This is a genomic window from Croceicoccus estronivorus, from assembly GCF_001625325.1.
Classification (GTDB): domain Bacteria; phylum Pseudomonadota; class Alphaproteobacteria; order Sphingomonadales; family Sphingomonadaceae; genus Caenibius; species Caenibius estronivorus.
The window spans coordinates 21,352-47,447 of record NZ_JRQQ01000008.1; the positions used below are offsets into that span (position 1 = coordinate 21,352).

Sequence of the window (26,096 nt, forward strand, 5' to 3'; positions counted from 1 at the left end):
GGGCATCCATTCACCCGTTGTTCGGTGCCGCTGCGCCATGATCGCGCCAGCGCCATGGCAGGTGCCGGAGGCTAATGTCTGAAGTCATGCAAACGATTACCGTGAAGACCCGAATTGTAACCTGGACCCGTCGCAACATGCCGACGCGAGAGCAGATGGAGCGGAACCGCCTGATCCGCCCCTTCGCGCATCGAGTCCTGCGTTCCGAATTGTGGCGCTTCACCCGCCGCTCCGTGCCGCGCGGGGTGGCGTTGGGGATGCTCGTCGGAATCATCATTCCCTTCGCGCAGATCCTGTTCGCCTCGTTGCTCAGTTTTACTGTGCGGGCGAACGTACCGGTCGCGGCGCTGACCACTTTTGTGACCAATCCTTTCACTACCCCGCTGCTGTGGCTGTTCGCCTACCGGGTCGGCAGCTGGCTGCTCCACGTCGATGCAATGACAATTGTGGCGCCGGTCAACACGGCGATTGAGCGCACGGAATTGCAGGATGCGCTGCAATGGCTGACTGGCGCGACTCTGGTGACGGCGTTCGGCCTTGTCGTCATCGCCGTGATCGCTTCCGCGTTCAGCTATGTGGTGACCAGCCTGGTCTGGCGTGCCTGGGTCGCGCGCAAGCGCAAGGCCCGGATCGTTCAGGCGCGAAGCCGGATCATGGACGAATGAAGGGCGAAATGGGGCGGTCTGCCCGTCTGCTCGATGTCGGGCTGGTCGGGGCTGGGCTTGTCGCAAGCGTCGTTATGATCTGGGTCGTCACGCGCGAGCCTGCCATTGCCGCAACATTCGCCGGTGGGCTGCTCGTACTGGGGCTGGCCATCTACGTGCTGACGCGCCCACGGGCGAAATCGATCGAACCCGAACTGGCGATGCCCGACTGGTCGGTGACGATCGCAGCGATTGGCCGCGCGGATTGCGGGATTGCGATTACCGACAAGGCGAACCGGCTGGTTTGCGCCAATGAGACTTATGTCGACTGGTTCGGCGTTGAAAATGCTCCACCGGCCTTGCCGCTGGAAATGGCCGGGCTTGAACGTCTGGCGAAGGCCGCGCGCATGGCGTGGCGTGACGGCATCGCCGAAGTGGACCAGCTCGCAGGCCAGGAAGAGCACGCCTATCGCCTCTGGCGGGCCGAAGTGGTCCGGGCCGGGCGGGGTGAAGATCATCTCGTCTGGCGATTCTTCGCGCTGGTGGAGAGTGATCCGCTGGCGGATCTGGGCGAACGGCTGGCCGGCGTGTTCGGTGCGACGTTGTCGCGCGCTGGTGTGGAGGCGGTGCTGGTCGGACCGGAAGGGGCGATTCGCGCCTCCAGCCCCGGATTTGCGCTGCGGGCGGCCGGAGACGAAAGCGCGACGATGGCCGGCCAGGACTTCGTCGCTCTCCTGCGGACCGACGAACGGGACCGGATTTTCTTCGCTCGCGAAGGGCGCGAGGGGACGCCGCAAACCCTTGTCCACGTCGCGCTCGGCGATCCGTCTAGAGACGATCCTCCTGCGGGGGGCACGCCATCCTCGCTGATGCTGTTGCTGGATGCAGGAGTGGGAATTGGCAACGGGGTGGTTGCGGATGGTGCGGGCGGTACGCCGCAGCTCGAAGCGTTGCTGTCGCAGTTGCCGCTGGGCCTTGCCATGACCGACCGCGACGGCCGCTTTCTGTTCGCCAATGCGGCCTTCATGCGCGCCGCAGGCATCGAGGGGCGGGGGCTTCCCCCTTATCCTTCCGATCTGGTGGTGAAAGAGGACAAGGGGGCACTGGTCGATGCAGTGCGCCGTTTTGCCCAAGGGCCTGCAAGCTCCGGCGACATGGCCGTGCGGCTGCGGCGTATGGCGGACGAACCGGTCTCGCTCGGTCTTGCCGGTGTGCGCGGTATGGGCGACGCGGCGGTATTGCTCAGCCTTGCCGATACGACCGAGGAAGCACGGCTGAAGCGCCAGGTCGCCCAGGCGACCAAGATGCAGGCCGTGGGCCAATTGGCAGGCGGTGTCGCGCACGATTTCAATAATGTGCTGACCGCGATCATCGGATATTGCGATCTCATGTTGCTGCGGCACACGCCGGGCGACAGCGACTATGACGATATTCAGCAGATTCGCGCCAATTCCAATCGCGCGGCCTCGCTGACCCGGCAATTGCTGGCCTTCTCCCGCCAGCAGACCCTCCGCCCGGAAGTGCTGCAATTGCCGGACGTGATGTCCGAAGTGTCTCAGCTTCTGAAACGGCTGATGGGTGAAAAGATCCTGTTCAAGGTCCATCACGACCGTGAATTGGGCCCGGTTCGCGCCGATCCGCAGCAGCTCGAACAGGTTATCATCAATCTGGCGGTCAATGCCCGCGATGCGATGCAGGCCCGTGCGCAAAGATCGGGAGGCGACGGCACCGGCACGCTGACCATGATTACCCGGCGTATCGCGGCTGCCGACGTCCGCCGGATGAAGAGCGATATCATTCCGATCGGCGATTATACGGCCTTGATCGTGGAGGATACCGGCGGGGGAATCCCGCCCGAACATCTCGGCAAGATTTTCGAACCGTTCTTCACCACCAAGGAGAAGGGGAAGGGCACTGGCCTCGGGCTTTCGACGGTTTATGGCATCGTCAAGCAATCGGGTGGGTTCATCTTCGTGGAGAATGTGCCCGGTCCTTCGGGCGGAACCGTGGGTGCGCGGTTCATCATTTATCTGCCGGTCCATCACACGCTCGAATCCCCGAGCGCAGCGGCGAAGACGGAAGAGACGAGCAACTGGTCCGGTGGCGGCCGCGTGTTGCTGGTGGAAGATGAGGATATGGTTCGCGCCGTTGCGGAACGTGCGCTTGCCCGCCAGGGGTATGAAGTGACGACTGCCGCCAGTGGCGGAGAAGGGCTCGAACTGGTTCGTGGCGGCGGGGAATTCGATCTCGTCGTTTCCGATGTGGTGATGCCGGGGATGGACGGGCCGGCCATGGCGCGTGAAATCCGCAAACTTGTTCCCGATCTGCCGGTGCTGTTCATGTCCGGCTATGCCGAAGCACAGCTGCGCGAACAGATCGACATGGCCGACATGCATTTCATCGCGAAGCCGTTCTCCGTCCAGCAGATCGGCGCCAAAGTGGGGGAAGTCCTCGGCTCCAGAGCCTAGCTACGGCCTCGTCGACGAATTTCGTTCCCCTCTTGTTCTTGTGGAACAAATGGGATACACCCTTCGGTAACAGCAGAGTAAAGCTGTGTGATACCTGATCGCACGGGTTGCTCTGGGCAACGAAGGAGGCCATCTCATGGCGGCAAGTCTGAAGCTCGTTGAAAAGGAAAATAACGTGGATCGTCAGAAGGCCCTCGAAGCTGCACTGGCCCAGATTGACCGTGCGTTCGGCAAGGGTTCGGCCATGAAACTCGGTTCGAAGGAGGCCATGCAGGTCGAAGCGGTTTCGACCGGTTCGCTGGGTCTCGACATCGCTCTCGGGGTTGGCGGACTGCCCAGAGGCCGGGTTATCGAAGTCTATGGCCCGGAAAGCTCGGGCAAGACCACGCTGGCGCTGCATGTTATTGCCGAAGCACAGAAAGGCGGCGGTACGGCGGCTTTCGTCGATGCCGAACACGCGCTGGATCCGGTCTATGCCAAAAAGCTTGGGGTGGACATCAACGAGCTGATCGTGTCGCAGCCCGATACTGGCGAACAGGCGCTGGAAATCGTCGATACGCTGGTGCGCTCCAACGCGATTGACGTGTTGGTGGTCGATTCGGTCGCCGCGCTGGTCCCTCGTGCTGAAATCGAAGGCGAAATGGGTGACAGCCACGTCGGCCTGCAGGCGCGCCTGATGTCGCAAAGCCTGCGCAAGCTGACCGGCTCGATCAGCCGTTCGCGCTGCATGGTGATTTTCATCAACCAGCTGCGCATGAAAATCGGCGTGATGTACGGTAACCCGGAAACGACCACGGGCGGCAACGCGCTGAAATTCTATGCTTCGGTTCGGCTCGACATTCGTCGGACCGGACAGATCAAGGATCGCGACGATATCGTCGGCAACGCCACCCGCGTCAAAGTGGTGAAGAACAAGGTCGCCGCGCCGTTCAAGCAGGTCGAATTCGACATCATGTATGGCGAAGGCATTTCAAAGATCGGTGAGATTCTCGATCTCGGCGTCAAGGCGGGCCTGGTGGAAAAATCGGGATCGTGGTTCAGCTATGATTCGATCCGCATTGGCCAGGGACGTGAAAACGCAAAGACGTATCTCAAGGAAAACCCGGAAGTTTGCGACAGGTTGGAAGCCGCGATTCGCGGCCGCACCGATCAGGTCGCCGAGGAGATGATGGTGGGGCCGGACGCGGACTCCGACAGCTGATCCTCAAGAAGCGCCGTCGATGTGCGGCGTTTGCGGAACCGAGGCCGGCGCAGCAAGCCCGAAGTGGCGGCGCGCCGGCCTTTTCCTTTATCTGGGGCAAGCGCATAGACGCTTGGCCTGCCGCTGATCGAAGGTTACTGTCCGGCCATGGCAACGACAATGGAATGGCGGGATGAAACCGGGAAGGCGTGGGCGCAATTGTACAGCGTCACCGATCGCGCTTTTGCGGGACTGACCCAGAGACTGCTTGAACGGCTGGCTGCGCTGCCGGGCGATTCGATTCTCGACATCGGCTGCGGGGCCGGAGAACTCTCCCTCGCCCTGGCGCGAGCCCGGCCTCATGCGCAGATTGTTGGCGTCGACGTTTCGGATGATCTTGTCGATGCGGCGCGGACGCGGGGTTCCCAGCGGTTCAATGCCCGTTTCGAAAAATGCGATGCGGCACGATGGGAGCCGGGAGAATCTGCTCGGCCGGATCTGCTGGTTTCACGTCACGGGGTGATGTTCTTCGATGATCCGGTGGGTGCGTTCACGCATCTGCAGGATATTGCGGCGGCGGATGCCCATCTCACCTTTTCCTGTTTCCGTTCGCCGGCGGGCAATCCCTGGGCAAGCGAGGCGGCCCGTGTTCTGGATCTCGCGCCGCCTGCCGATCCTTACGCGCCGGGTCCCTTTGCCTTTGCCGATGAAGAGCGAGTCCGTTCGATCCTGTCGAAAGCGGGCTGGCGCGACATCGTGCTGGAGCCGGTCGATTTTGCATTCGTGACTGGGGTGGGGGATGATCCTGTTGCCGATTCCATGCAATTCTATCGGCATATCGGCCCTGCATCGCGGGCAATGAAGCAGCAAGACGAGATCAGCCAGGCAGTTACTCTGGCCAAGCTTGAAAAGTGGCTCAGGGAACGGCGGGCAGCCGATATTCTTGCCTTTCCGGCGCAGGCTTGGATCGTCAGCGCGCGCAAGCGGGGGTGATCGGGTCTTTCTCTATCTCTGAAGCGGTTTATCCGCTTGTCCCGCGCGCAGGGCTCGCCTAACTGCCAGAGCATGAGCTCGACCAACGAAATCCGCCGTTCCTTCCTCGACTATTTCGGGTCCAACGGCCATGCGGTGACTCCTTCGGCGCCGCTCGTTCCCTATAACGATCCGACGCTGATGTTCGTGAATGCGGGTATGGTCCCGTTCAAGAACGTCTTCACGGGGCTGGAAACGCCGCCCGCGCCGCGCGCCACCAGTTCGCAGAAATGCGTTCGCGCTGGCGGCAAGCACAACGACTTGGACAATGTCGGCTATACTGCCCGGCATCACACGTTCTTCGAAATGCTGGGGAATTTTTCGTTCGGCGATTATTTCAAGGAACAGGCGATCATTCATGCCTGGTCCCTGCTGACGAAGGAATGGGGCCTTCCTCCGGAAAAGCTGATCGCGACGGTTTATCATACCGATGACGAAGCTTTCGATCTCTGGAAGAAGATTGCCGGTCTGCCGGATGACAAGATCATCCGCATTCCCACGAAAGACAATTTCTGGGCGATGGGCGACGATGGTCCGTGCGGGCCTTGCTCGGAAATATTCTTCGATCATGGGGATCACATCCCTGGTGGTCCTCCGGGCTCGCCGGATGAGGATGGGGATCGCTTCATCGAGATCTGGAATCTCGTTTTCATGCAGTATGAGCAGGCGGCAGGTGAAATTACAGGCGAGCTGCCCAAGCCGAGCATCGACACCGGCATGGGGCTGGAGCGTATTTCGGCAGTCATGCAGGGCGTACATGACAACTACGACACCGACACATTCAAGGCGCTGATTGCCGCATCGGAAGGTTTGACCGGAGTACAGGCCCAAGGCGCGCAGACGGCCAGCCACCGCGTCATCGCCGATCATTTGCGCTCGACCAGTTTCCTCATCGCGGACGGGGTTCTGCCGTCCAATGAAGGACGCGGTTATGTCCTACGGCGGATCATGCGCCGCGCGATGCGTCATGCCCACCTGCTCGGCGCGAAAGAGCCGTTAATGCACCGTCTCGTGCCCGCGCTGGTCGCGGAAATGGGGCAGGCCTATCCTGAACTCGGCCGCGCGGAAGCCCTGGTGTCCGAAGTGCTGGAACGGGAGGAAACACGTTTCCGCCAGACTCTCGACAAGGGACTTAAGCTGCTGGACGAGGCGACGGAGTCGATGGAAGCGGGCGACAGCTTGCCGGGCGAGACTGCATTTCGCCTCTACGACACGTATGGCTTTCCTTATGATCTCACCGAGGATGCCCTGCGCGCACGCGGCATCGGGGTCGACAAGGACGGTTTCGATGCCGCGATGGCGCAGCAGAAAGCGGCGGCTCGCGCGGCATGGAAGGGCTCCGGCGCTGCGGCGGATGGAGAGCTGTGGTTCGATATCGCCGAGCGGGAAGGCGCCACGGAATTTACAGGCTACAGTGCCACTACCGGTGAAGGCCGGGTCGTGGCGTTGATTGTCGATGGCGCCGAAACCGACCACGCGGTGGCTGGCACGGATGTCATCGTGTTGACGAACCAGACACCTTTTTATGGCGAAAGCGGCGGCCAGACGGGCGACGCGGGGACGATTACCGGGCCTGGCGGTCTGGAAATAGTCATCTCCGACACATCCAAGCCGCTGGGGCGCCTGCATGCGCACAGTGGGAAAATCGTCAGTGGCCGTATCGGCGTTGGCGACACTGTCCATCTCGCCGTGGATGATGAGCGGCGCGATTCGATTCGGTCCAACCACTCCGCAACGCACTTGCTGCACGCCGCCCTGCGCCACCGGTTGGGCGATCACGTGACGCAGAAGGGTTCTCTCGTCGCGGAAGACCGGCTGCGCTTCGATTTCTCCCACCCGAAGCCACTGACACCGGAAGACATTGCCGCGATCGAGGCGGAGGTGAACGCTGAAATCCGGCATAATCAGCCGGTAACCACGCGCTTGATGAGCCCGGATGATGCCATTGCCGCAGGCGCGATGGCTCTGTTCGGTGAAAAATATGGCGAGGAAGTGCGCGTGCTTTCCATGGGCCGTACCAATTGGAACGGCACGGGAAGCAATTATTCGGTCGAGCTGTGCGGTGGTACTCACGTTCGCGCCACGGGTGACATCGGTGTATTCCGCATCGTTTCCGAAAGTGCGGTTTCTTCCGGCGTGCGGCGGATAGAGGCACTGACCGGTGAAGCGGCGCGGCAATGGCTGGTCGGACGCGAAGATGCGCTGAAAACGATTGCCGGAGCGATGAAAGCCGCGCCGGATGAAGTTACAGGCCGTGTTCTCGCACTGCTGGACGAACGGAAGCGGCTTGAACGTGAACTGGCTGACGCCAAGAAGCAACTCGCGCTTTCGGGTGGTGGCAGCGGCGGCGGTGCGGCGGCTCCTGCCGATGAGCAGGTCAATGGTGTGACTTTCTCCGGCCAGGTGATCGAGGGCCTGGAAGCGAAAGAGCTGCGTGGGCTGCTCGACGAAGCGAAAAAGCGCATGGGTTCGGGCGTGGCGGCAATTGCCGCGGTCAATGATGGGCGCGCTGCCTTCGCCGTGGCCGTAACTGATGACCTTACCGGAACATTCAACGCAGTCGATCTCGTGCGTAAGGGGGTCGAAGCGCTTGGCGGCAAAGGCGGCGGTGGTCGTCCTGACATGGCGCAGGGCGGTGGACCTGACGGCGCGAAAGCGAATGAGGCACTGGCGGCGGTGCGCGAAGCTCTGGCCGTTTAGGAATTTGCTATGCATTTCCTCTATTGCCCGGTGAAACTGCGCAGGAGGAAATGATGAAGGCATTGATTGGTTGGGGGCTTGTCTCCTTGGTGTTGCCATCGACAATGGCGGTGGCTGCCGAGCAGGACGCGTCATCGCCACCCCCTCCGGTGCGGGTTTCGCCTCCGCCGCCAATTGTGGCCCCTGCGGCGCGTAGCGAGTTGAACGATGAAGCTGCGATTCCCGTGTCAGTCAGGATCGAGCGAGATAGTGCGCTGGTTTGGGCGGGGATGCTTCGCGTCGGTTCACCATACGGGAATGCGAGTTTTACCCAGTCGAAGGTCGATTATGCCGAGCCATGCGAGGAGGCTGCCCGCAATCGTGGCGAGCGGAGCAACGAGAGGCTGAATTTCACGATCGGTTCCGTTCGGGGGGAGCCAACAGAGCAATTTCAGATCAACCTGGATCTGACGTGGACTACAGGTGCCTGCGGTGGCGGCACGTCCAGCGTTGGGTTGCGACGGACTGTCACGGTCAAGCCGGGCGGCAAAGTCCGCGAAGAAGGCGAGGGTGGGGTGAGCGTTACTCTGATGCGCAGCAAGTAACGCGTTTCAGCCTTCCGCTGAACTGGTCCGCAGCTTCGGCTTGTGGTCCAGCAGGCCTTCTTCCATGATTTTGGCGCGGAATTCGTCCCGCTTCTCGTGGATCGAGGCAATAACTGGGCCCATCGCCACACCCAGATCGACCAATACCGCTTCCGAAAGTTGTAGCGAGCTTTCGAGCGTTTCGGGCACGGCATGTGTTGCTCCGCTGCGATAGAGCAAGGCGGCATGGTCGCTGTCGCGCGCGCGGGCGATGATGGTCAGATGCGGATGTTGGGCACGCAGTTTCTTTGTCAGGTTCTGGGCCAGAATCGGCTCATCCATGGTCAGGATGACGGCCGGGGCCTGATCGACGCCTAGGCGGTCCAATGCGTCACTACGCATGGCATTGCCGAACCGCGCGCTATAGCCGTCGCGCAAGGCGGCAGAGATCAGGTCGGCATCGGCATCGATCCCGACATATGGCTTCCCATGCACGGTCAGCATGTCCGCGATCAGGCGGCCGACACGGCCGAAACCGACGATAATGACGCGGGGTTCGTTACCGCCCCCATCGGCTTCCCCTTGTTCGGGCAAGGGTTCCACACGGCGGGCGACAACCCGGCCGAGCAAGGCAAGCAATGGAGTAACCGTAAGGCCGATGGCCGTCACTATCTGCCAGAACAGGGCCGTTCCGGGCTGAATCAGCAAGGCCTGCGTGGCAGCGGCAAGCACGATCAGAGTGGTTTCCGAGGGGCTGGCCATCAGGATGCCTGTCTCGGTCGCGGTGCTGCGCCGTGCGCCCATCATCCTGAGCAGCAGACTGGTAACCAGCGCCTTGAGTACCAGCACACCGACCACCGCAATCAGGATGGACCAGAGGTTGTCCCAAATGGTGGCGAGATCCAGCCCCATGCCGATGGTGATGAGGAATATGCCCAGGGCAAGGCCTTTGAACGGTTCGGTAATCGATTCCACTTCGGCGTAATATTCGGTTTCCGCGATCAACAGACCTGCGACAAGCGCGCCGACAATCGGTGAAAGGCCCGCTGCGGCAGTCGCGAGGCTCGCTCCGATCACCACGAGCAGACTGGCGGACAGGAACAGTTCCGGGCTTTTGGTGCGGGCGGCTTGAGCGAACAGCCGGGGGAGGGCGAATCGCCCGATAACCAGCATACCGATGACGACCGCACCGCCGAGCCAGATCGTCTGCATCATGTCGCCGACGCCATTGCTCTGCGCGTAAGGGGCCATCGCACCGAGCATGAAGATGATCGGGACGATGGCGATATCTTCGAACAACAGCATGGAAAGCGCGGCGCGCCCGACAGGCGTTCTCGTGCCCGATATCGGGAGCACCAGCGCCGTTGACGAAAGCGCTAGGGCAAGGCCGAGCCCGAGAGCCCCGGTCCAGTATTGGCCCATCATGGTCAGCACTGCGGCGAGCAGCCCGGCAATGACGATCAATTCCAGGGCACCGAGGCCGAAAACCAGCCGTCGCATGGCCCACAGGCGATTGAAGGACAATTCAAGGCCGATGGTGAACAGCAACAGGATGATGCCGAATTCAGCGAAGGGTTCCAGTCCTTCGGGGTCGGTAATCGTGAAATGGGCGAGCCATGGATGTTCGTACACCATCCTCCCCAGGCCGTATGGGCCGACTGCCAACCCAACCATGAGAAACCCGATGATCGGGGTAATCCGGAAACGGGCGAAGATTGGGATGACGAGGCCGGCCGCACCGAGAATGACCAACGCATCGGACAGCATCGGAGTGGAAGACAGTTCTGCGGCCATATGCGTGGAGTAACCGGCCCTGCGCCCTATGTCACGCTATGTCATGTTTCCAATGTGAGCCGGTGTGGCGGCTGTTATCCGCCGCCTGCCGTATGTGGTCCGATGGCGGGATGGGAATGGCCATCGCCATCGCTCTGCCCGGTCGAATTGTCGCTCCATTCGATTCGATAGAGATCGAAGCGGCGATCATTGAGGTTTTGCACGGTGCCTTCGGCGCGAGCCCAGGAGAGATCGGCGAGATTGACGTCGCTGATGGTCAGAGTTTCGACGTTTTCAGTAGCTTCCGCCGCGATACCATCGCGGGCAAACGGGAAATCGCAAGGGGTGAGAATGCAGCTTTGGGCGTATTGAATGTCCATGTTGCCGACATTGGGCAGGTTGCCGACATTCCCGGACAGGACGACGAAGCACTGGTTTTCAATTGCGCGTGCCTGAGCGCAATATCGCACTCGCATATAACCTTGCCGACTATCCGTGCAGAACGGCACGAAAATGATTCGCGCGCCTTCATCGACCAGGCGCCGGGCAAGTTCAGGGAATTCACTGTCATAGCAGATCAGCACTCCGATTGGGCCGCAGTCGGTGGGAATGGCGTCAATCGTGTCGCCGCCCTTGATGTTCCACCAATAGGCTTCGTTCGGCGTCGGGTGGATCTTCTCCTGCTCATGAACCGACCCGTCGCGCAGGCAGACGTAGGCGATATTGTGGATGTCGCCGTCATCCATCCGGGTGGGGTGGGAACCGCCGATGATGTTGATATTGAAGTTCAGGGCCATCTCGGACAGCGCCTTGCGAATTTTCGGCGTGTAGCGGGATAGTGCTTCGATTGCTTCGAGTGGGGTCAGTTCCTTTTCCTCAAAGGACAGCAGCATGAGAGTGAACAGTTCTGGAAAGACAATGAAGTCTGCTTCATAATCTGCTGCAACATCGACGAAATATTCGATCTGGCCGATAAATTCGTCGAAATCCTTCACGGCACGGGCCTGCAATTGGCAGGTTGCGATGCGCACGCTTTCCACGCCGCGAGGCAAGCGGAATTTCTTGGGCTGATCGCGATCCACGAACGGGTTGCGCCAAACCATGTGAACGGCGAACGCCTTGGACCGCCGGTCTTCGGGCAGGTAGTTTTCGAGAATGCCGATGGGCTCGAAGCCGTTGGCGAGTTGAAACCGAAGGACAGGATCGTGGAGCTTGCCCTCCACGACTCTGTCGAGATAGTCCTGCGGGCCGTCAACGCGGCGCCATTGCCGGCGCAGATTGGGCATTCTTCCGCCAAATGCGATTCCGGATAGTTCAAGCCGTTCGGCAAGAGCGCGTCTTTCCTCGTACATCCGGCGGCCGATGCGCGTGCCACGCGTTTTGGGATCGACGCACATTTCGTAGCCATACAGCCAGTCACCGGTTGGATCGTGGCGACTGCCGAAGCCATTCCCGGTGATTTCGTCCCATGTATGGGGCTTGAGCGCGAGATCGCCGTCAATCCGCATCGAGGCGCAATAACCCACCAGCTTGCCGTCGAGCTTGGCAATGAAGCAGCCTTCCGGAAAGTTGTTAAGCTGGCCGCGGATTTCACCCATCGTATAGGCAGGGAGATCGTCGTAGGCGCGGCGCACCAGTGCCGCGATCGCCTTGGCATCGCTCAGTTGGGCCTGGCGGACTTCAAGCCGGGGTTTGGCGCGGGTATCGGTCATGCAGGAGCCTCGTCACGGGACACAAAAATCCCCTCCCGCATGCGGGAGGGGTTAGCGAGAAACGGTCTTGTCAGGCAAGCGCCGCCAATCGCGAGGTGGGCATGCCTGAACATGCCCACCGTCGGTATGATAGAGGAAATCAGGCCCAGTTGGCCATTTCCTTTTCGAGGTTGTGCACGATCGCATCGAAGAACTGCTCGGTCGTCATCCAGCTCTGATCCGGGCCGATCAGCAGCGCGAGGTCCTTGGTCATCTGGCCGTTTTCGACCGTTTCGATGCAGACCCGCTCCAGCGTTTCGGCGAAGCGCACGACATCCGGCGTGTTGTCGAAGCGACCGCGATAGATCAGGCCACGCGTCCAAGCGAAGATCGAAGCGATCGGGTTGGTGCTGGTCGCCTTGCCCTGCTGGTGCTGGCGATAGTGGCGAGTCACGGTGCCGTGGGCCGCTTCTGCTTCCACGGTCTTGCCGTCCGGGGTCATGAGGACCGAAGTCATCAGGCCGAGCGAACCGAAACCCTGAGCGACAGTGTCGGACTGGACGTCGCCGTCATAGTTCTTGCACGCCCACACGAACTTGCCGCTCCACTTCAGGGCGGATGCGACCATGTCGTCGATCAGGCGGTGTTCGTACGTGATGCCCTTGGACGCGAACTTGTCCTTGAATTCGCTGTCGAACACTTCCTGGAACAGATCCTTGAAGCGTCCGTCGTAGGCCTTCATGATGGTGTTCTTGGTCGACAGATAAACCGGCCATCCACGGTCGAGGCCGTAGTTCATCGATGCGCGTGCGAAATCGCGGATCGAATCGTCCAGGTTGTACATCGCCATGGCGACGCCGCTGGACGGGAACTTGAAGACTTCCAGGTCGATGTTCTTGCCATCGTCGCCTTCGAATACCAGGCGCAGCTTGCCGGGGCCGGGGATCAGGGTGTCGGTGGCACGGTACTGGTCACCGAACGCATGACGGCCGACCACGATCGGGTCGGTCCAGCCGGGAACGAGCCGCGGGACGTTCTGGATCACGATCGGTTCACGAAACACCACGCCGCCCAAGATGTTGCGGATCGTGCCGTTGGGCGACTTCCACATTTTCTTGAGCCCGAACTCTTCGACACGGGCTTCGTCCGGAGTGATGGTGGCGCATTTTACGCCGACGCCATACTGCTTGATCGCATTGGCGGCATCGACTGTGATCTGGTCATCAGTCTCGTCACGCTTCTCGATCGAGAGGTCGTAATATTTGAGGTCGATATCGAGATAAGGCAGGATCAACTGTTCGCGGATCCATTGCCAGATGATCTTCGTCATTTCGTCGCCGTCGAGTTCGACAACGGGGTTCGCAACCTTGATCTTTGCCATTTTCGTCCTGTCGCTTCTGGGGAAGTTTGGCGCCTCTTAGCAGTTAGGGGCGCATGCGCAAGGCAGGGGATTCGTTCTATTGGCGGTTCGACTTGCTACCAGAGCATCCATTTCTTTGATGGCGGGGCAGGACTACGCATGCCGGTCGGCACGATCCGGTCATCGCTGATGGCCCAGACAATGTGGTGAGTAGGGCTCTCGGAGATGGGCAGGGGCTGCCGGACGGAATGATGCGGCGTTTTCGACATGAAAAAAACCCGCCGTCGGGCGGGTCTAGCGTCATATGGTTCGAATGGTGGGCGTAGGAAGGATTGAACTTCCGACCCCTGCGATGTCAACACAGTGCTCTACCACTGAGCTATACGCCCACTTCATTCGATCAGCCTTGCCCCGGTGGGTGTCGGCTGGGGCCCTTTAGCGATCACTCCTCTGGCATGCAAGCCGGATTCAGAACGATTTCAAGAAGGCTGGATACAATAGCAGGCGTTCACAGCTGCGCGGTCATTTGCCCTTCGAACAGCCGTTCGACTTCCAGCACGAGATCGCGCAGGTGGAATGGCTTGGACAGGATTTTGCTCTGCGGCTGTTCGCGCATGGTTTTCATGGCCACGGCCGCGAAACCGGTAATGAACATGACCTTGGTTCTCGGTGCGATTTCCGCACAACGCTGGGCCAGTTCGATTCCGTCCATCTCCGGCATGACGATGTCGGACAGCAGAAGATCGAAGCGGCCATTTTCGAGCAGCGGCACCGCCTCGGTGCCACGATCCACCGCAACCACTTCGTAGCCGGCGTTTTCGAGGGCGCGCGTCAGATAGTTGCGCATCGCCTCGTCATCTTCGGCCAGAAGGATACGGATCATGGTCAACCTTTCGTTCGCTGGGCAACCGCTCCTTAGCGTGAAGCGAATTAAGATTCTCCCCACTATTCGGACATGGCCAACTTTGACACAGGCCGTTCTGCGGGCCAGCTTGTGCGAATGGAGCGCAAAGAGCGAGGTGCGGGCGATTCGCACTCTGAAGCGGGAGGCGAAATCCCGGGGAGCAGGGGCAAAGCGGCCTATATTCTGGTCGATCCCGCTCCATCAGCCTTGCCGGTGCTTCTGGCAGTGCCGCATGCCGGGCGCCACTATCCGGATGAACTTCTCCAAAGTATGCGCAATCCCGGGCTAGCCGGTTTGCGCCTGGAAGATCGCCATATCGACGGTGTGGCGAAGCTGGCCGCCCGCAGGACGAGCGCTGCGCTTTTGGTCGCGCATGCTCCGCGGGCGATGATCGATCTCAATCGCGCGCCGGGAGATCTTGATCGGGATATGGTGCGGGGCGGGGATGGCGGCGCTCAAAAGCAAACTTTGGTCGGTTGGCGTACACGCAGCGGTCTCGGGCTGATTCCCCGGCGCCTGCCCGGATTTGGGGAATTGTGGAAAGGTCCGCTCGATTCCGCAGATGTCGAAGCGAGATTGCAGGGGGTGCATGTTCCCTATCATCGTGCACTGGGCGGAGCCCTTGCGCGAATGCGGGCGCGTTGGGGGGCTGCACTCTTGCTTGATATCCATTCCATGCCTCCGTTGCCCGCCAGATTTTCCGGTGCTCCGGCCCCGGTCTGTGTGCTGGGCGACCGTTTCTCCATGAGCTGCAGCGGGGGATTGGCGGCTGCCGCATTCGATTATCTTTCCGATGCCGGGCTGATGGTTGCGCACAATCGCCCCTATGCGGGCGGCTATGTGCTCGAACGGCATGCGGCCCCATCCGAAGGCATTCATGCCTTGCAGATCGAATTTTGCCGTTCGCTGTATCTCGATTCGCAATTGATCGAACCGTCGGAACACCTTCAGGTCGTTGCCGACATGCTGACAGGTCTGGTCCGCCACCTGGCGGAGCAAGTCGCGGCTATGGGACATTCCGGAGGAAGCGCGCGGCGCTGGAATCTCGCGGCTGAATGACGCAGCAATGCCTGCAAGACATATTGCCGAAGCACATGAAAAAACCACCCCGTGCATGCACGGGGTGGCCAAGGTTCAGGGAGGAGGTGCATTCACATGCACCTGTTCGACAGGCCATGAGGGAAAAACCCGCCGAACGTTCCTAAACTAGGTATTCTGCTTGCAAGTTGCAAGCCTTTCGCAGGATTCGCGAAAGAGAAGTTTTCAGGCCGCGTTGGCGGGCAGCTTCGGCCCCTTGCCCTGAGCCACCTGGCGGCTGAAAACCGCGCGGATCAGGTCGAGCGAGAAGAGGTGTGCATAGACGAGCGCGAGGAAGCCATTGCGGTTCCATGCCCGCAGTTTGTCGCCACGCACGTCACGCAGTTTATCTTCATTGACCATCTGGAAACCGCGATAGACAAACGGCTTGTCTTCTGCGCCTTCCTGCTTGATCGCCACTTCGCCGTCCATCAGCAGATCGTTGTCCTGCAGTTCCTTGACGAACGCACCGGTCCGCTGGCCGGCTTCTTCGAAGCGCTGGCAGAACTGGAGCATTTCCTTGGTGACGGCAGAAGGCTTGCCATCTTCGAACAGCACATTGCCGTCCTTGAAATCGCCGACCAGGCCGCTCGACGGGTCGAAGCAAAGCGAAAGCTCGTCCTTGTCCTTGCTCAGCTTGGCCAGAAGGAAAGGATAGCGGCGGGCATAGGCGGGCAGATAAACGTCGCCCGAGATGGTGCCATCGTCCGCGACGAAAGCGTTAACGCCTTCGTTGAGGCCCATCAGCGCCAACGGCACCGGGTTCGGGCCGCTGCTGAACACGACCGGGAAATGACGCTGCACCATCGGGAATTCTTCGACCGTCACGGGAACCGCATGCTGACCGGCAAGCCAGATCGCCTTGTCAGCCGTGCGCGCGCGCCAGGAACTGTGGTCGAGGCTGTTGAGCGGGGTAAGGTCGTTGTAGAACAGGGGCAGGGAAGTCTGCGGCGCGCTGGCCATGTGGCACTCTCCGAAAATTGGCTGCAATCTTGTCCGGGCTGGCGCCCGTCGGGTGAGCCGCAGGCTTTAAGGCGTCGATTGTTCAGGTGCAAGCGGGACAAGCTTGCCTGGATTAAGGATATTGAGCGGATCCAGAGCTTTTTTCACGGTGCGCATCGTGCCCAGCCGAACCGGGTCGCCCAGGCGTGCCAGTTCGGAGAGCTTGGCCTGGCCGATGCCATGCTCCGCGCTGATCGATCCGCCCCATTCCGTAACACAATCATAGACGAAGGCGCTGATCGGCTTACCCTCTGTCTTCTGCCACTCGCCCCACAGGGAGCCGGGCGGGGCGAGGACATGCAAATGCACATTACCGTCACCCAGATGCCCGTATGCGATGGCCCTGGTGCCGGGAAACCGCTCCTCGACGCGGGCAGTAACCATATCGACGAAATCGGGCATTTTCTCAACAGCAACCGAAATGTCATGCTGAACGGCGGGGCCGCGGGCCCGCTCGGCGGCTGAAATCGATTCGCGCAGAAGCCAGAACGCTTCTGCCTGGGCATCATTGGCGGCAATCGTCGCATTGTCGATCAGACCATTTTCCAGCGCACTGGCAAGCAAGCGCTCTGCAAGATCCTGCAACTGGTCGGCTCCGGAAGGATCGGCGACCAGTTCGATCAGGACATGCCACGGGTGTTCCGTGTCGAGCGGGGCCCGGCTGCCGGGAATATGCTTGAGGACTGCGGCGAGACTGTAGGCTGGAATTATCTCGAACCCTTCGACCGCTTCGGCCGCAGTGGCTTCGCAATGAAGCAGCAGGGCACGTGCGCGTTGCAATGAAGCGAGTCCGGCCCAAAGCACTCGACGTGCGCCGATTGCCGGGAGGAGGCGCAGTGTCGCGGCAGTTACAATGCCCAGCGTTCCTTCCGACCCGATGAGCAATTGTTTGAGATCGAACCCGCGATTGTCCTTTTTCAGCGGAGTCAGGCCATTGAACAGGCTGCCGTCTGCCAGAACGGCCTGTAGCCCGAGAACCTGAGCGCGCATCGTGCCATGCCGCAGGACCTGCGTGCCACCGGCATTGGTCGAAATCAGGCCACCGATCGTGGCGGAGCCCTTGCCGCCGAGAGTGAGCGGAAAACGCAGGCTCTCCCGTTCTGCCGCCTCATGCAGATTCTGCAGAACCACGCCTGCTTCGCATGTGACCTGAAGGGATTCGGCGTCGATTGTGTGGATCGTATCCATCCGGCGCAACGACAGGAGCAGCTGGCGGCCTGATGAATCCGGAGTCGCGCCCCCGCACATGCCGCTATTTCCGCCTTGGGGAACGATCGCAACGTCATGATCGACGCAAAGGCGGACCAGCGCAGCGACTTCCTCTGCTGAGGCGGGGGAGGCCATTGCCAATGCTTCGCCTTTGTAAACACCCCGCCAATCGGTCAGCCACGGATCGAGCAGGTCGGGATCGCGAGTGAGGCCCCTCGGGCCCAGAATACGCTCAGCCTTATTGAGAAACGGAGCAAGATCGCGGGATGTTTCAACTGTTTGGCTCATGGCTCCTTTCCTATGCAACGGCCAACGCACTATTGCCAGCGGCCAAACCTTTCGCGTAGCGGGTTAAGCCGCCATTCAAGCGTGAGGGCTATCCATTGCACCGTGGTTCCGCTGCTGCGTGCCATGTGACGACTCCATCGACTGATCCAGGGAGCGACATTCTCTTTGCCATGAACAGTCTGGCTGCCTTGCTAGTTCCCGCATTGTTGTTGGTTGCGCCGGCAAATCCGACGTCGGATCAGGATGGTTCGCGGGATGAATCGGATGCGACCGCCGGGTTGATGCCTGCGCCGGAATCGGATGATGCCGATGAAATGCCGTCCAGAGCCGTCCAGAGCCGTCGCGCCGGTCTGGCGGGATCTCACCAGTTCCTTCCAGGCTCCCACCCAGAATCAGGTACGTATCCAGCAGCGTGTGATTATTCGCATTGCTCCGCGGCAGCCAACAATGCCTTCCGACATGTTGAGCGCCCTGCCGCAAGGCGAGATCACCCCCCATTACGAGGAACGTAAATTCGGCAAATGCGTCCCCGTCAAAGGGATCGCGGGGGTTCAGGTCAACGGCAGCAATCGCCTGCTGTTGTTCCTCCGGGATCGCCGCATTCTGTCGGCTACGCTGGATAAATCCTGCCGTGCCCGTGATTTCTATTCCGGATTTTATATCGAACCGAATGAGGATGGCCTGTTGTGCAGCGGCCGTGACCAACTTCATTCGCGGGCTGGCACGAACTGCAATCTGGGTAAGCTGCGGCGGCTGATCCTCGTCGGACGTTAATCGGCCTGCCCACCGGCAATACCGCTCTTTCCTTGACTTTTGGCGTCACATCGGCAAAGGGCCCCACGATTTGCGCGAGGAGACAAAGGTCTCTGGAAATGCGGTCGGACGGTCGATAGCGACCGCCCACAATCCGGAAAATCAGGACGCCTATGAAATTTGCCGATCTCGGCCTGTCAGATGAATTGCTGCAAGCGGTGGAAGAAGCCGGCTATACTGAGCCGACGCCGATCCAGGCGCAGGCGATACCGCAAGTTCAGATGATGAAGGATCTGATCGCGATTGCGCAGACTGGGACCGGCAAGACCGCCAGCTTCGTATTGCCGATGATCGACATTCTCGCACATGGCCGACGTCGTGCGTTGATGCCGCGGTCGCTGATCCTTGAGCCCACTCGTGAACTGGCAGCCCAGGTCGCTGAAAACTTCGACAAGTACGGTAAGAACCACGATCTGAAGATGGCCTTGCTGATCGGCGGCGTGCAGATGGGCGATCAGGTCAAGGCGTTGAACGAGGGGGTCGACGTTCTGATCGCCACGCCAGGGCGTTTGATGGATCTGTTCGAACGCGGGAAGATTCTGCTGACCGGTTGCGATTTGCTTGTCATCGACGAGGCTGACCGGATGCTCGACATGGGATTCATTCCGGATATCGAGACGATCTGTTCCAAGCTGCCGGCCAATCGCCAGACCCTGCTTTTTTCGGCAACGATGCCGCCCCCGATCAAGAAACTGTCGGACAAGTTTCTGACCAACCCGAAATATATCGAGGTGGCGCGGCCTGCGAGTGCGAATGTCAACATTGCACAGCATAAAGTTATGGTTGCACCCCGCAAGAAGCGCGAGATTCTGCGGGAATTGCTGCGGACGGACAATGTCAGCACCGCGATCGTCTTTGCCAACCGCAAGACGACTGTGCGTGAACTTGCCAAAAGCTTGAACTCCCACGGCTTTTCAGCCGGTGAAATCCATGGCGATATGGACCAATCGGCCCGCATTGCCGAACTGGATCTCTTCAAGCAGGGGAAAATCAACATCCTCTGTGCCAGCGACGTTGCCGCTCGCGGTCTCGATGTGAAAGGCGTGTCCCACGTCTTCAATTTCGATACCCCCTGGCATCCCGACGATTATGTTCATCGCATCGGTCGTACCGGCCGTGCCGGGGCGACGGGGCGGGCATTTACCTTCGTCACCGATGACGATGCCGAAGCCATCGCAAATGTCGAAAAGCTGACCGGCATGAAAATTCCGGTGTTCACGCCGGATGGGGCGGTGACGGACGAGCGTGAGGAAAAACCGCGCAAGACCGGAAGATCGCGTGGCGAAGATCGTGCTCCTCGCGAAGAGAAGCCGGAGCGCAAACCGAGGCGAGAGCGAGCGCCCGCTCGCCGGGATACGGCGCGTGCTGCACCACAGCCGGTCGATGACCGTCCCGACGATGGCTGGAATGGCCCTGTTCCGGAGTTTCTCAGCGTATCGGTGGGCTGAGATTTTCCGGCACCTCGCGCCGCCTTTCGTTACGATGCGAGTGAAACGAAACTGTCGAGCACGCGTTTGTGGCCGGCATTTTCGAATTCGACTTCCAGTTTGTTGCCTTCCTGGCCAACGACTTTGCCGTAACCGAATTTTTCATGGAAGACGCGTGCGCCTAACGCGATGTCGCTTCGTGGCTTGGCGGCAAAGCTGGCTGCGCTGCGCGTAGCTTCTTTTACCCGGCGGGGCATGGGATCGTAATCGGATGAGGCTGCTCGCTGCCAGCCGGGGCCGCGATTTTGGGCGCGCTGGGGTTTGTCACGCGCGACGTGAGCGAACGGATCGTCCCGTTCGGACCAGTTGGCCCGCCACAGAGAGGCCCCGCCGCTGAGCGTCGTTTCCTGCTCGATGTGTGCGTCGGGCAGTTCTTCTACAAATCGCGAGGGTATCGAACTGGTCCATTGGCCATAGATGCGGCGGTTGGCGGCATGGACGATAGTGCAGCGGCGGCGTGCCCGCGTGATGGCGACATAGGCCAGGCGGCGCTCTTCCTCCAGACTGGCGAGGCCGCCTTCGTCCAGTGATCGTTGACTGGGAAACACGCCTTCCTCCCAACCGGGCAGGAATACGTGATCGAACTCCAGCCCTTTGGCGGCATGGATCGTCATGATGGTGACTTTCTCGCCATCGTTGGCCGCGTCATTGTCCATCACCAGACTGACATGCTCAAGGAAATCGCCCAACGTGGCGTAATCCTCCATCGCGCGGGCCAATTCGGAAAGGTTTTCCAGGCGTCCTGCGCTTTCAGGAGAGCGTTCGGCCTGCAGCATGGCGTTATAGCCTGATTCCTCCAGAATCGTTCGCAGCAATTCCGATGGGCTCAGCGTTTCGGCTTGCTCACGCCAGCGGACAAAGTCGCCAACAAGGGCGGCCATCGTGTTTCTTGCCCGCGGGGCCAGTCCTTCGTCTTCGGCCAGCGTGGCCATGCCGGAAAAAAGTGACTGGCCGAGATCGCGTGCCGTTCTGCGCATCGTTTCCAGGGCCTTGGTGCCAAGGCCTCGCTTCGGCTGGTTGTAAATCCGTTCGAGCGCAAGATCGTCCTGCGGCTGTGCAGTCACGCGCAAATAGGCGAGGGCATCGCGGATTTCGGCTCTTTCGTAAAACCGGAATCCTCCGACAATCTTGTATGGCAGCCCGATCTGAATGAACCGGTCTTCGAATTCACGAGTCTGGTATTGGGCGCGGACAAGGATCGCCACTCTGTCCAGCGCCGCGCCTTCTCGTTCCAATCGTTCTATTTCATCGCCGATCCGGCGGGCTTCTTCGGGGGCATCCCATACGCCGATGACGCGAACTTTTTCGCCGTTGGAACTTTCTGTCCAGAGGGTTTTGCCCAGTCGCTGGCTGTTCTCCCCGATCAGGCCTGAAGCAGCGGCGAGGATTTCCGGTGTCGAACGATAGTTCTGTTCGAGGCGGATTACTTTCGTTCCCGGAAAATCCTTCTCAAATCGCAGGATATTGGCGACTTCCGCACCCCGCCATGAATAGATCGACTGGTCATCGTCACCGACCACGCAGATGTTTTTCCGTACCTGAGCCAGAAGGCGCAACCAGAGGTACTGGACGGCGTTGGTGTCCTGATATTCGTCCACCATGATGTATTTGAAACGCTGCTGATACTGTTCGAGCACGTCACGGTGTTTGCGAAAGATGTTCAGGACGTGAAGCATGAGATCGCCGAAATCACAGGCATTCAGGGCTTTGAGGCGTTCCTGATAGAGCTGATAGAAATGTTGCCCCCTGCCATTCGCATAGGCTTCATTTTCGACAGCATCGAGATCGCCGGGGTTCAGCCCGCGATTCTTCCAGCGGTCGATGAAACCGGCGAGCTGGCGTGCCGGCCACCGCTTTTCATCCAGCCCATGCTCTACGATCAATTGCTTGAGCAGCCGGATCTGATCGTCCGTATCAATAATCGTATAGTTCGGCTCCAGCCCGGCGAGTTCTGCGTGGCGACGCAACATCTTTGCGCAGATCGCGTGGAAAGTTCCGAGCCAGGGCATGCCTTCCATGGCGGGGCCAGCCAAGTGGCTTACGCGTTCGCGCATCTCGCGCGCCGCCTTGTTCGTGAATGTGACGCAGAGGATTTCACTGGGCCACGCCCGCCGGGTTGCCACCAGATGGGCAAGCCTGGTCGTAAGGGCGGCGGTCTTCCCGGTGCCGGCGCCAGCCAGCATCAGGACCGGCCCTTCTGTGGTCAGTACTGCTTCCCGCTGTGGGGGATTCAGCCCCGAAAGATACGGGGGATCGTTTCGGGTTTCGGACGCAGGGTCCACGGGGTTTTCGGATTGGGTCACAGGCGAACAGCTAGGGAACATCTAGGCATGGTTCAAGCGCGGATCGTCAGGCTGACCGGAACTCGGCAGGCTGCGGCCCGTTTCTTCTGTCGTAGATGCAAGACAGGAGCTGCACAATGAAGACACTGTCATTGATTTCCATTGCTGCGCTTTCCCTGGCCGGGAGTGCGACTGCACTGCACGCTCAGGAAGCGGGCACTGTGATCCAGACGCAGGCCAATCCGGAAGCACAGCAGACGCCGAGTGCGGGGCCTCCGGTTCCCGAAACTGCTGAAGACACCGTGAGGCCTTCTATGCCTGCAGACCCGACATACCAAGGCGGGCCATACAAGGGGGCATTAACGCCGCCGCCGCCCGAAGCCATGAACAAGGACTATCCCGTGTGTAAGGGTGACGTGCAGGACAGTTGCATCAATCCCGGGGCCGCGCGCAGAAAGTAAGCCTCTGTCTGTGGCCCTCTATTCGGCGGCAAGGCGTAGCAAGTGCAATCGCGCCTTGCCGCTGTCCCGTGTGGCGTCGATTGCGAAGCCTTTGACATCCAGCGGTTCACCGCGCCCGGTTTCGACACTGATCCATGCGCCAGGCGTGATCCATCCCAGCCGCCTGAGCTTGTCCAATGCCACCGCCCCCGCGCCGCTGGCGTAGGGTGGGTCAAGCAGCAGCAAATCAGGCGTGCGTTTGGCCGGGCCGAGGGCCAGAACGGACGTTGCCCGGACATCGCATCGCGACTCGGCATGGAAATTGGCGATATTGCTGCGCAAGGCGCGCAGGGCGGCTGCGTCCTGTTCCACAAAGATCGCCTCTGCCGCACCGCGCGACAGGGCTTCCAGGCCCAGCGCGCCAGACCCGGCAAACAGATCGGCCACCAGCAAACCTTCGAAACTGCCGAGTCTGCTGGTTAGCATGGAAAACAGGGTTTCGCGCGTACGGTCGGCCGTCGGGCGGGTCGTGTCGCCTTCAGGCGCGCGCAGTTTGCGGCCACGCCACTCGCCGGCGATGATCCTCATTTGCGTGTCTCTCGAGCCAGTTGCTTGCGGAAGCGTTCGACGTCCACTTGTCTGACTTCTTCCGTGGCGCCGCGTGGCAAATCGCCAAGCAGGAAGGAACCATAGGCCGTGCGCAGAAGGCGCGAAACCTTGAGGCCGAGATGCTCCAGCACTCTGCGGACTTCGCGGTTCTTGCCTTCCGTCAGCGTCAGTTCGATCCATTGATTGCGTCCGGTGCGACGTTCCAGATGCGCGTCGATCGGGCCATAGCGGATGCCGTCAATCGTCAATCCGTCGATCAGATCCTCCAACTGGCTCTGGGTTACGTCACCATGCGCGCGCGCGCGATAGGTGCGCGGAATTCCGCTGGCGGGCAGCTCCATCGCGCGCTTCAGGCCACCGTCGTTGGTCAGCAAGAGCAGGCCTTCCGTATTGAGATCGAGTCGGCCGATCGGCATCACGCGCGGCGTGCCTTTGGGCAATGCATTGCGGAGCGCGGTATAGATCGTCGGGCGCCCCGCAGGGTCACGTTCGGCCGTAATCAGGCCGGAGGGTTTGTGGAAGCGGAACAGACGCGCGGCTTCTGCCCGTGCAACCGGTCTGCCGTCGACAGTCACGCCTTTGAGGTCGGGTAGAATGGTTGCGGGCGTTTCCAGCACGTTTCCATCCAGCGCGATGCGCCCATCGGCAATCATGCGTTCAACTTCTCGGCGGCTGGCGACCCCGGCGCGGGCGAGGAGTTTGGCGATCCTTTCTCCGTCGCGCGGAGCAGGGCCATGGCCCTTTGGTGTGTCGTTTTGCGGCATGCTGTTGCCCTTAGCTGTTGAGCGCCGCTTCATCCAGCCTTCCCATCGTGCCCACGTACGCTAATCAGGGACTGAAGTTTGAAGGAGGAGTTGTTTATGCCCGGTGATGCGGTGACAGAAGAAAAGCCGGGCTGGCGCAGGGTTCTTGCTTCCCTCGGAAACCGCAAGACCGGATTCATGGCATTGTTCGGCTTTGCCAGTGCGCTGCCTTATGCGTTGCTGCTCGGCACGCTCTATGCGTGGCTGTCGGATGCGGAAGTGGACCTGGAAACCATGGGGGTCTTTTCCCTCATTGGTCTGGCCTATTCCTTCAAGTTCCTGTGGTCCCCCTTGCTGGATCGGATCAACCTGCCGGTCATTCGTCGACTAGGGCGGCGCAAGCAGTGGATCGTCACCGCACAGTTTCTTTTGGGTGGTATCCTGCTGGTGCTGTCCAGGCTTGATCCAGGCAGCGCGATCGGGTGGTTTTCCCTGCTTGCTGGAATCGGGGCGTTTGCTTCGGCTACTCAGGACGTGGTGGTCGATGCATGGCGCGTCGATGTGGCGGATGAAGTGGCGACCATCGACATGCTTTCCACGGTTTATCAGCTTGGCTATCGCTCTGCCGTGCTGGTTGGCGGGGCACTCGCGCTATTTCTTGCCGAGGGGCTGGGGTGGCCAACAGTCTATGCCCTGATGGGTTGTCTGATGCTCATCATCGGCTTTGCGAGCTTGTTCGCTCCGGAAGGCAAGCAGACGGTGGCCAGTATCGCAGCCGACGAGAGCACGCTGGCCGAGTTGCGCCACGCGGGCGAACTTGAACCCCGCGTGCGGGCAATCGCGCTCGTCATCGTCGGCATACTCTGGAGTTGGGCACTGGTGACAGTGGGCGTTTTCATGGTTCGCTCGCTGGGAAGCGATCCTGGGGCGCGGCCCGATTCTGTTGCCTTCATTGCCCAACAAGGGCCATTGATCGTGATTGCGACAGTGGTGATCCCTGCACTTATCGCGGCCTGGCTGGTGCGGCAGAAGCAGCGTGGCCGCCATGTGTTACCGCAACCCGTGCCAGCGGTGTCGCGCGGTGACGCAGTCCTCGATCACGGATATCGTGCACTGATTCTGCCGCTGACCGATATTGTCGGGCGTCTCGGATGGGCAACAATTCTCGTCCTCGGGCTGGTGCTGACCTATCGGATCACGGACACGATCTGGGGCACCTTCGCCTATCCCTTCTATCTGGGGGAACTGGCCTATTCGAAGGAGGAGGTTGCGGTCGCCTCCAAGTTCTTCGGCGTTGGCGCACTGATGTTCGGCGTGGCGCTGGGTGGGGTGCTGTTTACATACATCGGGCGCATGGCAGTCATGACTCTGGGTGCGTTGACAGCGGCATTGACCAATCTCCTTTATGCCGACCTGTCGGTAGGTGGGGCAGTCATGGCCGCCGGTTCCAAGGCGATTGGTTTCACCTGGTTGGTCGAGCATCTGGGCGGGGATGAGCGCCTTGCGAAATTGATGTTTGCCATCGCGGGTGAAAATGTTGCCGGCGGCATCGCAGGCGCAGCCCTGGTTGCCTATCTTTCGTCGATAACCTCGAAGAAATACAGCGCGGTACAGTACGCCTTGCTATCTTCGCTCACGTTTCTTGTGGGGACGCTCGGGCGCGGGGCATTGGGCAAGATGATCGAGACGCGCGGCTATTACGACGTGTTCATTCTGACAACGGTTATTGGCTTCATCGCTGTGGCACTTTGTCTCGCCGAATGGTGGCGTATCAGGCGGCTGGGCCGGGCTGCCGGACTGGATGCGGCAGCGCTGGCAAATGCCTGATACA

Annotated in this window: 20 protein-coding genes and 1 tRNA gene; 11 read left to right on the top strand and 10 right to left on the bottom strand. The window is 60.4% G+C overall.

The features are described from left to right. Positions 1-74 precede the first annotated feature (74 nt). From MB02_RS12760 to MB02_RS12785, 6 genes are all read left to right on the top strand, one after another. Positions 75-665: a DUF2062 domain-containing protein gene (locus tag MB02_RS12760; protein WP_235829514.1), complete on the top strand. Its 591-nt coding sequence runs from the start codon at positions 75-77 to the stop codon at positions 663-665. Continuing rightward, complete coding sequence (locus MB02_RS12765; RefSeq protein ID WP_067538185.1) at positions 662-3,112, top strand: hybrid sensor histidine kinase/response regulator; 2,451 nt, start codon at positions 662-664, stop codon at positions 3,110-3,112. Before MB02_RS12760 ends, MB02_RS12765 begins: the two co-directional genes overlap by 4 nt. A 136-nt stretch (positions 3,113-3,248) precedes the next feature. Then, entirely contained in the window at positions 3,249-4,313 is a 1,065-nt protein-coding gene (gene recA, locus MB02_RS12770; protein WP_067538188.1) for a recombinase RecA, read from the top strand. Between the two features lie 147 nt (positions 4,314-4,460). Continuing rightward, positions 4,461-5,285: a class I SAM-dependent methyltransferase gene (locus MB02_RS12775; RefSeq protein WP_067538192.1), complete on the top strand. Its 825-nt coding sequence runs from the start codon at positions 4,461-4,463 to the stop codon at positions 5,283-5,285. A 72-nt stretch (positions 5,286-5,357) separates the two neighbouring features. Further along, the gene (alaS, locus tag MB02_RS12780) at positions 5,358-8,024 is read left to right on the top strand and encodes an alanine--tRNA ligase (RefSeq protein WP_067538195.1); all 2,667 of its coding nucleotides are present in this window, start codon (positions 5,358-5,360) and stop codon (positions 8,022-8,024) included. 50 nt (positions 8,025-8,074) lie between these two features. Continuing rightward, the gene (locus MB02_RS12785) at positions 8,075-8,608 is read left to right on the top strand and encodes a hypothetical protein (protein ID WP_067538198.1); all 534 of its coding nucleotides are present in this window, start codon (positions 8,075-8,077) and stop codon (positions 8,606-8,608) included. Positions 8,609-8,614: 6 nt separating this feature from the next. Here the strand turns inward: MB02_RS12785 and MB02_RS12790 are convergent, their stop codons facing one another. From MB02_RS12790 to cpdR, 5 genes are all read right to left on the bottom strand, one after another. Continuing rightward, positions 8,615-10,381 (bottom strand): cation:proton antiporter domain-containing protein, encoded by a 1,767-nt coding sequence (locus tag MB02_RS12790; RefSeq protein WP_067538202.1) that lies wholly within the window; start codon positions 10,379-10,381, stop codon positions 8,615-8,617. A gap of 74 nt (positions 10,382-10,455) precedes the next feature. Further along, the gene (locus MB02_RS12795) at positions 10,456-12,072 is read right to left on the bottom strand and encodes a bifunctional GNAT family N-acetyltransferase/carbon-nitrogen hydrolase family protein (RefSeq protein WP_067538209.1); all 1,617 of its coding nucleotides are present in this window, start codon (positions 12,070-12,072) and stop codon (positions 10,456-10,458) included. Positions 12,073-12,211: 139 nt separating this feature from the next. Next, positions 12,212-13,432 carry an NADP-dependent isocitrate dehydrogenase gene (locus MB02_RS12800; RefSeq protein ID WP_067538213.1) on the bottom strand — a complete coding sequence of 407 codons (1,221 nt, stop codon included), beginning with the start codon at positions 13,430-13,432 and terminating at the stop codon, positions 12,212-12,214. Between the two features lie 293 nt (positions 13,433-13,725). Beyond that, positions 13,726-13,800, bottom strand: a tRNA-Val gene (locus MB02_RS12805). Between the two features lie 119 nt (positions 13,801-13,919). Then, positions 13,920-14,294, bottom strand: a complete 375-nt coding sequence (gene cpdR / locus MB02_RS12810) for a cell cycle two-component system response regulator CpdR (protein ID WP_067538215.1) — start codon at positions 14,292-14,294, stop codon at positions 13,920-13,922. A gap of 117 nt (positions 14,295-14,411) precedes the next feature. Here cpdR and MB02_RS12815 point away from each other — a divergent pair, with 117 nt between their 5' ends. Continuing rightward, positions 14,412-15,374, top strand: coding sequence for an N-formylglutamate amidohydrolase (locus MB02_RS12815; protein WP_067538720.1), 963 nt, complete (start codon positions 14,412-14,414; stop codon positions 15,372-15,374). Between the two features lie 204 nt (positions 15,375-15,578). On the opposite strand, the gene MB02_RS12820 is transcribed toward MB02_RS12815, so the two are convergent. Beyond that, positions 15,579-16,355 (bottom strand): SapC family protein, encoded by a 777-nt coding sequence (locus MB02_RS12820; protein WP_067538218.1) that lies wholly within the window; start codon positions 16,353-16,355, stop codon positions 15,579-15,581. Between the two features lie 66 nt (positions 16,356-16,421). After that, positions 16,422-17,891, bottom strand: coding sequence for an FAD-binding oxidoreductase (locus MB02_RS12825; protein ID WP_067538219.1), 1,470 nt, complete (start codon positions 17,889-17,891; stop codon positions 16,422-16,424). Between the two features lie 309 nt (positions 17,892-18,200). On the opposite strand from MB02_RS12825, the gene MB02_RS12830 reads away from it, so the two are divergent. Both MB02_RS12830 and MB02_RS12835 read left to right on the top strand, forming a co-directional pair. Beyond that, on the top strand, positions 18,201-18,665 hold the full coding sequence (locus MB02_RS12830; RefSeq protein WP_170304737.1) for a hypothetical protein: 465 nt from the start codon (positions 18,201-18,203) through the stop codon (positions 18,663-18,665). A 152-nt stretch (positions 18,666-18,817) separates the two neighbouring features. Then, positions 18,818-20,152, top strand: coding sequence for a DEAD/DEAH box helicase (locus MB02_RS12835; RefSeq protein ID WP_067538222.1), 1,335 nt, complete (start codon positions 18,818-18,820; stop codon positions 20,150-20,152). Between the two features lie 29 nt (positions 20,153-20,181). On the opposite strand, the gene MB02_RS12840 is transcribed toward MB02_RS12835, so the two are convergent. Next, on the bottom strand, positions 20,182-22,515 hold the full coding sequence (locus tag MB02_RS12840; RefSeq protein WP_067538225.1) for an ATP-dependent helicase: 2,334 nt from the start codon (positions 22,513-22,515) through the stop codon (positions 20,182-20,184). A 95-nt stretch (positions 22,516-22,610) separates the two neighbouring features. Here MB02_RS12840 and MB02_RS12845 point away from each other — a divergent pair, with 95 nt between their 5' ends. Continuing rightward, the gene (locus MB02_RS12845; RefSeq protein WP_235829515.1) at positions 22,611-22,934 is read left to right on the top strand and encodes a hypothetical protein; all 324 of its coding nucleotides are present in this window, start codon (positions 22,611-22,613) and stop codon (positions 22,932-22,934) included. Positions 22,935-22,952: 18 nt separating this feature from the next. On the opposite strand, the gene rsmD is transcribed toward MB02_RS12845, so the two are convergent. Both rsmD and MB02_RS12855 read right to left on the bottom strand, forming a co-directional pair. After that, complete coding sequence (gene rsmD, locus MB02_RS12850; protein WP_067538228.1) at positions 22,953-23,501, bottom strand: 16S rRNA (guanine(966)-N(2))-methyltransferase RsmD; 549 nt, start codon at positions 23,499-23,501, stop codon at positions 22,953-22,955. Next, the gene (locus tag MB02_RS12855) at positions 23,498-24,286 is read right to left on the bottom strand and encodes a pseudouridine synthase (RefSeq protein WP_067538231.1); all 789 of its coding nucleotides are present in this window, start codon (positions 24,284-24,286) and stop codon (positions 23,498-23,500) included. Before MB02_RS12855 ends, rsmD begins: the two co-directional genes overlap by 4 nt. Before the next feature lie 96 nt (positions 24,287-24,382). Between MB02_RS12855 and MB02_RS12860 the strand changes: the two genes are divergently transcribed. After that, positions 24,383-26,092, top strand: coding sequence for an AmpG family muropeptide MFS transporter (locus tag MB02_RS12860; protein ID WP_067538234.1), 1,710 nt, complete (start codon positions 24,383-24,385; stop codon positions 26,090-26,092). Positions 26,093-26,096 lie beyond the last annotated feature (4 nt).